Below are 5,386 nucleotides of genomic sequence, written 5' to 3' on the forward strand. Positions count from 1 at the left end.
AAAGGCGCTGCGGGTGTGGACTTCTAAGGCGGCTTGGTAGCAGTGAATCGCCTCCTCGATATTGTCCGCTCGCTCTCCCCAGATGCGGTTACGGTAGGCAGCCGCCAAGTTATTTTGAGTCCCTGCCCACTCATAGGGAAAGGCGGTGCGGGTGCGGACTTCTAAGGCGGCTTGGTAGCGGCGAATCGCCTCCTCGATATTGTCGGCTCGCTCTCCCCGGATGCGGTATAAGTAGGCATTCCCCACGTTATTTTGAGTCGTTGCCCAATCTTCGGGAAAGGCGGTGCGGGTGTAGACTTCTAAGGCGGCTTGGTAGGCAACAATGGCAATTTCCAGATTATTGGCTCGACTGCCTAATGGGAATTGCTGAATATCAAGGGCGAAATTATAAAGGATGGCGGCTAAGGCTTTATTCTTCTCAATATCATCGGGGTCGAGTTGGGAGTGAAGCCATTGGCGGAGGGTTTCGGCAAAATCGAGGTCGAGTTGGTCTTGGTATTTTTGGAAAATGCGATAGACAAATTGAAGGTTGCTGCCACTATCGATTTCGGCTTTCACAATTTCCAACCAAATTGCTAAATATTCTTCGCGGATGGCATTGACTTGAGGGTTGGAGGTTCTGGTGGGCTGAGGCTGGGAGGTGAATAAAGGCGTGTTTAGCCTCGGCCATAGATTTTGCCATCTCTTACGCCAACTCGACATGGTTCTGCCTCCGGTGAGTCTTGGTTCGGTGGTGTCGGTTCAGTGAAGCCTCGGTCCACCCCACCCGAATTTTACCCCATCCCCGCCACTGAGAAACCCGGTTACTGAAGACTTCTGATTTTCCGTAAATCCTCCAAAAACTCCTCCCGCGTCACCGACTCTAAAACATCACGCCGTTCCTGGGTATAATCTCCCTGACCCCAACCCATTTGTTGCAAAAAGCGAATTGCATCAGACTGTCCCAAATGATTGACTAAAATCTGATAGCCTTTTTCTCTTAGCTCTACTGCATTCATTATCCATAACTCCTTAATTATTACTCCTGTAAAACCTGAATCAGCCACACCACTGGATTGCTAATAGCAACCTTTAATTTAGATGCGTACCTGCGAGCGGTTTTGAGCAGGCGATCGTCTGTAGAAAGAAAAATATCTGCCCCAGCCGCTTCAGCACAAGCCAGATGAAAAGAATCGAACAGTCCAAACCCAAACTGTTCTAATTGTTGTGAACGTTCCTCCACCGTCGGATTAATTTCTTGCATCTGGGTTGCTAACGCCAAAAGACTAAGGATGCTAGTTTTTTTCTCCAGATTTCGCATTTTTTCCAGTTCCACTGTGATCGCTTCACTCGAAATGAGTTGCCATTCTCCCGTGCGAACTCGTTCCAGAATCGTTAAAACTGAGTCCCCCTCTAGCCGAACCCGTTCCTGCGCCCAGTCATCAAAAGGGCGATTGAGACAACACACATCTAAATATACCGCAACCATTAAACCCCCTACAGATTAGCTACCACCAACTCGCACACCTGCACCAACCTCTGATCCAGCAACTCCAGATGACGGTTGAGGATTTGTTCTCTCCACCCGGACAGGTAAGGAGTTCTTGAATCAGGGAGAGATAGGCTTGCACTCTGTGTTCATCCATAGCCACAGATCGGGTAGGGGATACCACCCGGATTTTACCCTATCACCGCGACTGAGAAACCGGGTTTCTTTGTTAAATTTTTGTGAAGAAACACCAGATGCTGCTAGAAACCCGGTTTCTTTTCCCCCACCCCAAAGGCAGCTTTTTATCACTTTATCATTCCCCAGCAGCCGCTAAAACCTCTCTATATAAATTTGGGCTAATCCGAAAATTAGCCTCCAAGATTAAACTATCCATAATCGGTCTAATCTGAGTAATCAAACCCCGACGCTTTGCTACTAACAAAATTCCCAATAATCCCGTAATCGACAACCCCAAATCAATCGCTTGCCTTCGTCCTAACCGTTCATCAATCAATAATTCTTCTGCATTCACTTCCAATGCCAACGCGATCGCCTCTGATTCTCCTCGACTAGAGGACGTTCAGTTTGTAAAACATTTACCAGTTGTTGATTAGTGGGTTGGCGAACCTCAATCCAATCAAGACCCAACACATCTGTGATGCGCGGGTCATCTTCTCCTCCTCGCTGTAATTCATGCCAAACCCCCGAAGGAATCAATACCTGTCCGTAGAGTTGTTCTAATAATCCAAGATAACCGACGATCGCCAACCCACTTAACGGAGAAGTATCACTCACAACAATCATAGCCATCCCTTAGCCGTTAAATGCTGTATATCCTCCTGCAATTCCTCCAAATCGTAATGAATATTGATGCCCCTCTCTGATAGAATTTTCTGGAATCTAAACTGAGAGATATTCAGTAACTCTGCTGCCTTACCCAAGCTAATTTTTTCTTGCTGAAACAGCAATAATACCAACTCGATAATCAACTCTTGTTCAGAGAGTCCACTAGCTTTAACAATGTCTTCGGAAATCACTATGCTCATAATCTTGCTCTTACCTCAAAATCAGTAATTTTTCGCCTTAGCTTGACCCTCACTCGTGGCTAGTCCAGATGTTTGACTGTTGAAATATTCCCCCACCTCCTGCGCCACATTCCCCACAAACTGCGCTTGGTTGTCTTGTCCCTCCTCCTGCAACTGTGCCGCTACCAACTCGCACACCTGCACAAACCCCTCATCCAGCAACTCCAGATGACGGTTGAGGATTTGCGGTTCCTCCCCACTAGGACATTCGAGGAGTTCTTGAATCAGGGAGAGACAAGCCTGCGATCTTTGTTCATCCATAGCCACACACCGGGTAGGGGATACCATCCCGATTTTACCCCATCCCCGCGACTGAGAAACCGGGTTTCTTTGTTAAATTTTTGTTAAGAAACCGAGATGCTGCTGGAAACCCGGTTTCTTTTCCCGCCTGCCATCCCCTTGTGACTGGAGACTAATCGGCATCCTTAAATCAACTCCGATAGACATCCCGACGATGCCTCACGCGCACAATCCGAACCACTTTTTCGGAATCATCAATTTCATAAACCACACGATAATCACCGCTGCGAATTCGATAGAGATTATCGTCCCCCTTCAACTTGACCACTCCCGGCGGACGGGGATCAAGACTCAGGCCATCGATCGCCTCCCCGATGCGTGACTGGAGATTGATATCGAGCGATCGCAGTTCCTTAGCCGCCGACTTCTTAAACCGGACAGCATACCCTTCATTTGCCATTCGCTTCTGCCTGGATGTCTTGTTTTAACTCATCCCAAGACACCTCCTCCTCCTGCTCACGAGCATGAGCCACCAACACATCATAGAAATCTTCCCATAACTCACCCCACTCAGCCAAATCAATTAATACTGCCTGTTTTTCTCCGGCTTCATTCACCACAAATTGAATTCCTTTCATGACTATTTCTCCTCATAAATTAACCCGGTCAGCGAAATCAATCAATTGCCTAATATCCATGGTGATTTCCTGGATCACAATAGAGATTTTATTCTAGCTTGGGAATTTAACTCACCAGCAAAATTAAAGTCGTGCGCTAAAACCCGACAATAAGCCGATAGGTCGTACTTGCCCACACCTTTGTTGTCCATCCAATACCTTAAGCATTTGTTACGGATGAATTGAGCGGTGCGGATAGCATCGTCTATAGCTTGATATTGTTTTGTTTTAGCTTTAACCTTAAATTCTAAGACAAACATTTACGCTAGGTTTGACAGAATAAACTTAGTTTAGCGCACTTAAAGCTAAATTGACAAGGGAAAGAAATTAACATCACGGCGGTTAAAACTGCTCGTGTCGCATTTCATCCCCCACTTAAAAGATGGAGGCTTTCATGCTCCCGCTATTTTCCCGTAATCCGTCTCTCTGAAAAAAGCTAGAAGATAATACCGATTCCACTTCCGTTACATCTTTAAAACCAATGGATACTTCTGCATAAATAATAGGGTTGATATGCAGTGTTCCAGTTTCGGCGCAATCAGCTAGTTGAGCGGCTGACCCGTCAAACCAATGGGAATCTTCAGTTAATACATCCAGAATCACATTACTATCTACGAGGAAATCCGTCATTCCTCACCCCGCGTTAAATTCAGAATCTCATCAGTGGTCATATCCCCTGTGGCTTTTCCCCGCAGATTTGCGATTAACGTTGCTCCTTTGGGTGAGGTGTTTTGATACCGCCAAGCTAAAAAGTCTAAGAATATTTTAGCTTCTTCCAGGGCGGGTTGGGGGAGGTTACGCAGAATTGCTAAGATTTCAGTTTCGGTGGTTAGCATGATGCAACAGCTTCAGGATAGTATCCCCATTTTACCCCATCCCCATAACTGAGAAACCGGGTTTCTTTGTTGAATTTTTGTGAAGAAATACCAGATGCTGCTAGAAACTTGGTTTCTTTTCCCCCACCGAGAGTAATCGGGAGAGTCGCCCACCCTACTCGATTTCATCCTCAGAAACAGCTTGCAAAACATTGTCATACAGAGATTCATTCACCCAGTATTGGGCTTCTGTCATCATTGCATCCAATAGGGGTTTCACCTTGGGGATAATCTGGTTTTGTTTGGCTAAAATCAAAATTCCTAAAGTGCCAATCACATTCAATTTTAAAGATTGAGCCACTTTTCTGGCTCTTTTTTCATCCAATACAACCCTAGTTGTTTATTCGCTCAGTGCTAAAGCAATCACCTCCCTTTCCCCAGCATCTAATTCTAAAGGGATGGATTCTGGCATCTCCTGCACCGACTTAACTTTAAGCCAAGCCGCTTCAATTCCATTAACAATGGTTTCCGAGTTAGGAAATCCTGATTCAACGGTTTCCGAGTAAACCGCTTGGGGAATGACTATTTCAGCAAACAGGGATTTTAATATATCTAAGCGATTAATACTTGCAAAATTAATCAGTAGCATTATAAATCACTTTAACCATCCCACAATCCTGATTGAATCGCTTCGATATCCTCTGCTAAATCATCTTGGTCGTATTGCCGAACAACATGATTTTCTCCCAACAGTTTTTGAAACTCCCACACGGAATAATTCAACAACCGACGGGCTTGACTAAAGGTAAATATCTTATTTTCATAAAGTTGCATGGCAATTTGTTCCAAAACTGCCGTCTCACCTTGCTCAATTAATTCGATGGGAATTTGTATATTAATACCTTGCATCTACCATCACCTCATCATTTCAAAAGACATTCATTCCCCAGCAGCCGCTTGGCAAAGGTAAGGAGTTCTTGAATCAGGGAGAGATAAGACTGCACTTGTTGTTCATCCATCGCCACGCACTAGGTCAGGACAGTACAGCTATTTTACCCCATCCCCGCCACTGAGCAACCCGGTTTTTTTGTTAAATTTTTG

General features: G+C 45.4%; 14 protein-coding genes and 1 pseudogene. All 15 read right to left on the reverse strand.

Annotation, left to right across the window (positions count from 1 at the left end; translation table 11 throughout):
- Window positions 1–702: pseudogene (locus tag LKK83_RS28990) on the reverse strand (CHAT domain-containing protein); the annotation flags it as partial.
- A gap of 101 nt (window positions 703–803) precedes the next feature.
- Window positions 804–1,001 carry a hypothetical protein gene (locus tag LKK83_RS28995; protein ID WP_324634952.1) on the reverse strand — a complete coding sequence of 66 codons (198 nt, stop codon included), beginning with the start codon at window positions 999–1,001 and terminating at the stop codon, window positions 804–806.
- Window positions 1,002–1,018: 17 nt separating this feature from the next.
- Window positions 1,019–1,468, reverse strand: a complete 450-nt coding sequence (locus LKK83_RS29000; protein WP_324634941.1) for a PIN domain-containing protein — start codon at window positions 1,466–1,468, stop codon at window positions 1,019–1,021.
- A gap of 313 nt (window positions 1,469–1,781) precedes the next feature.
- Window positions 1,782–2,000: a DUF3368 domain-containing protein gene (locus LKK83_RS29005; protein WP_324634942.1), complete on the reverse strand. Its 219-nt coding sequence runs from the start codon at window positions 1,998–2,000 to the stop codon at window positions 1,782–1,784.
- Complete coding sequence (locus LKK83_RS29010; RefSeq protein ID WP_324634943.1) at window positions 1,997–2,263, reverse strand: hypothetical protein; 267 nt, start codon at window positions 2,261–2,263, stop codon at window positions 1,997–1,999. Before LKK83_RS29010 ends, LKK83_RS29005 begins: the two co-directional genes overlap by 4 nt.
- Window positions 2,264–2,268: 5 nt before the next feature.
- On the reverse strand, window positions 2,269–2,514 hold the full coding sequence (locus LKK83_RS29015; protein WP_283762873.1) for a UPF0175 family protein: 246 nt from the start codon (window positions 2,512–2,514) through the stop codon (window positions 2,269–2,271).
- 21 nt (window positions 2,515–2,535) lie between these two features.
- On the reverse strand, window positions 2,536–2,814 hold the full coding sequence (locus tag LKK83_RS29020) for a hypothetical protein (RefSeq protein ID WP_324634944.1): 279 nt from the start codon (window positions 2,812–2,814) through the stop codon (window positions 2,536–2,538).
- A gap of 169 nt (window positions 2,815–2,983) precedes the next feature.
- Entirely contained in the window at window positions 2,984–3,253 is a 270-nt protein-coding gene (locus tag LKK83_RS29025; RefSeq protein ID WP_324634945.1) for a type II toxin-antitoxin system RelE family toxin, read from the reverse strand.
- Window positions 3,243–3,431, reverse strand: coding sequence for a hypothetical protein (locus tag LKK83_RS29030; RefSeq protein WP_324634946.1), 189 nt, complete (start codon window positions 3,429–3,431; stop codon window positions 3,243–3,245). The genes LKK83_RS29025 and LKK83_RS29030 overlap by 11 nt, the downstream gene beginning before the upstream one ends.
- A gap of 74 nt (window positions 3,432–3,505) precedes the next feature.
- Window positions 3,506–3,730: a hypothetical protein gene (locus tag LKK83_RS29035; protein ID WP_324634947.1), complete on the reverse strand. Its 225-nt coding sequence runs from the start codon at window positions 3,728–3,730 to the stop codon at window positions 3,506–3,508.
- Window positions 3,731–3,845: 115 nt separating this feature from the next.
- Complete coding sequence (locus LKK83_RS29040; RefSeq protein WP_324634948.1) at window positions 3,846–4,100, reverse strand: type II toxin-antitoxin system VapC family toxin; 255 nt, start codon at window positions 4,098–4,100, stop codon at window positions 3,846–3,848.
- Window positions 4,097–4,306, reverse strand: a complete 210-nt coding sequence (locus LKK83_RS29045) for a transcriptional regulator (RefSeq protein ID WP_068789508.1) — start codon at window positions 4,304–4,306, stop codon at window positions 4,097–4,099. Before LKK83_RS29045 ends, LKK83_RS29040 begins: the two co-directional genes overlap by 4 nt.
- Before the next feature lie 154 nt (window positions 4,307–4,460).
- Entirely contained in the window at window positions 4,461–4,646 is a 186-nt protein-coding gene (locus LKK83_RS29050; protein ID WP_324634949.1) for a DUF3368 domain-containing protein, read from the reverse strand.
- Between the two features lie 39 nt (window positions 4,647–4,685).
- A complete protein-coding gene (locus LKK83_RS29055) occupies window positions 4,686–4,934 on the reverse strand; it encodes a hypothetical protein (protein WP_324634950.1) in 249 nt (82 codons plus the stop codon).
- Between the two features lie 11 nt (window positions 4,935–4,945).
- Window positions 4,946–5,194 carry a UPF0175 family protein gene (locus tag LKK83_RS29060; protein ID WP_324634951.1) on the reverse strand — a complete coding sequence of 83 codons (249 nt, stop codon included), beginning with the start codon at window positions 5,192–5,194 and terminating at the stop codon, window positions 4,946–4,948.
- Window positions 5,195–5,386 lie beyond the last annotated feature (192 nt).

This window comes from Phormidium sp. CCY1219, assembly GCF_035615515.1.
Classification (GTDB): Bacteria; Cyanobacteriota; Cyanobacteriia; order Cyanobacteriales; family Laspinemataceae; genus CCY1219.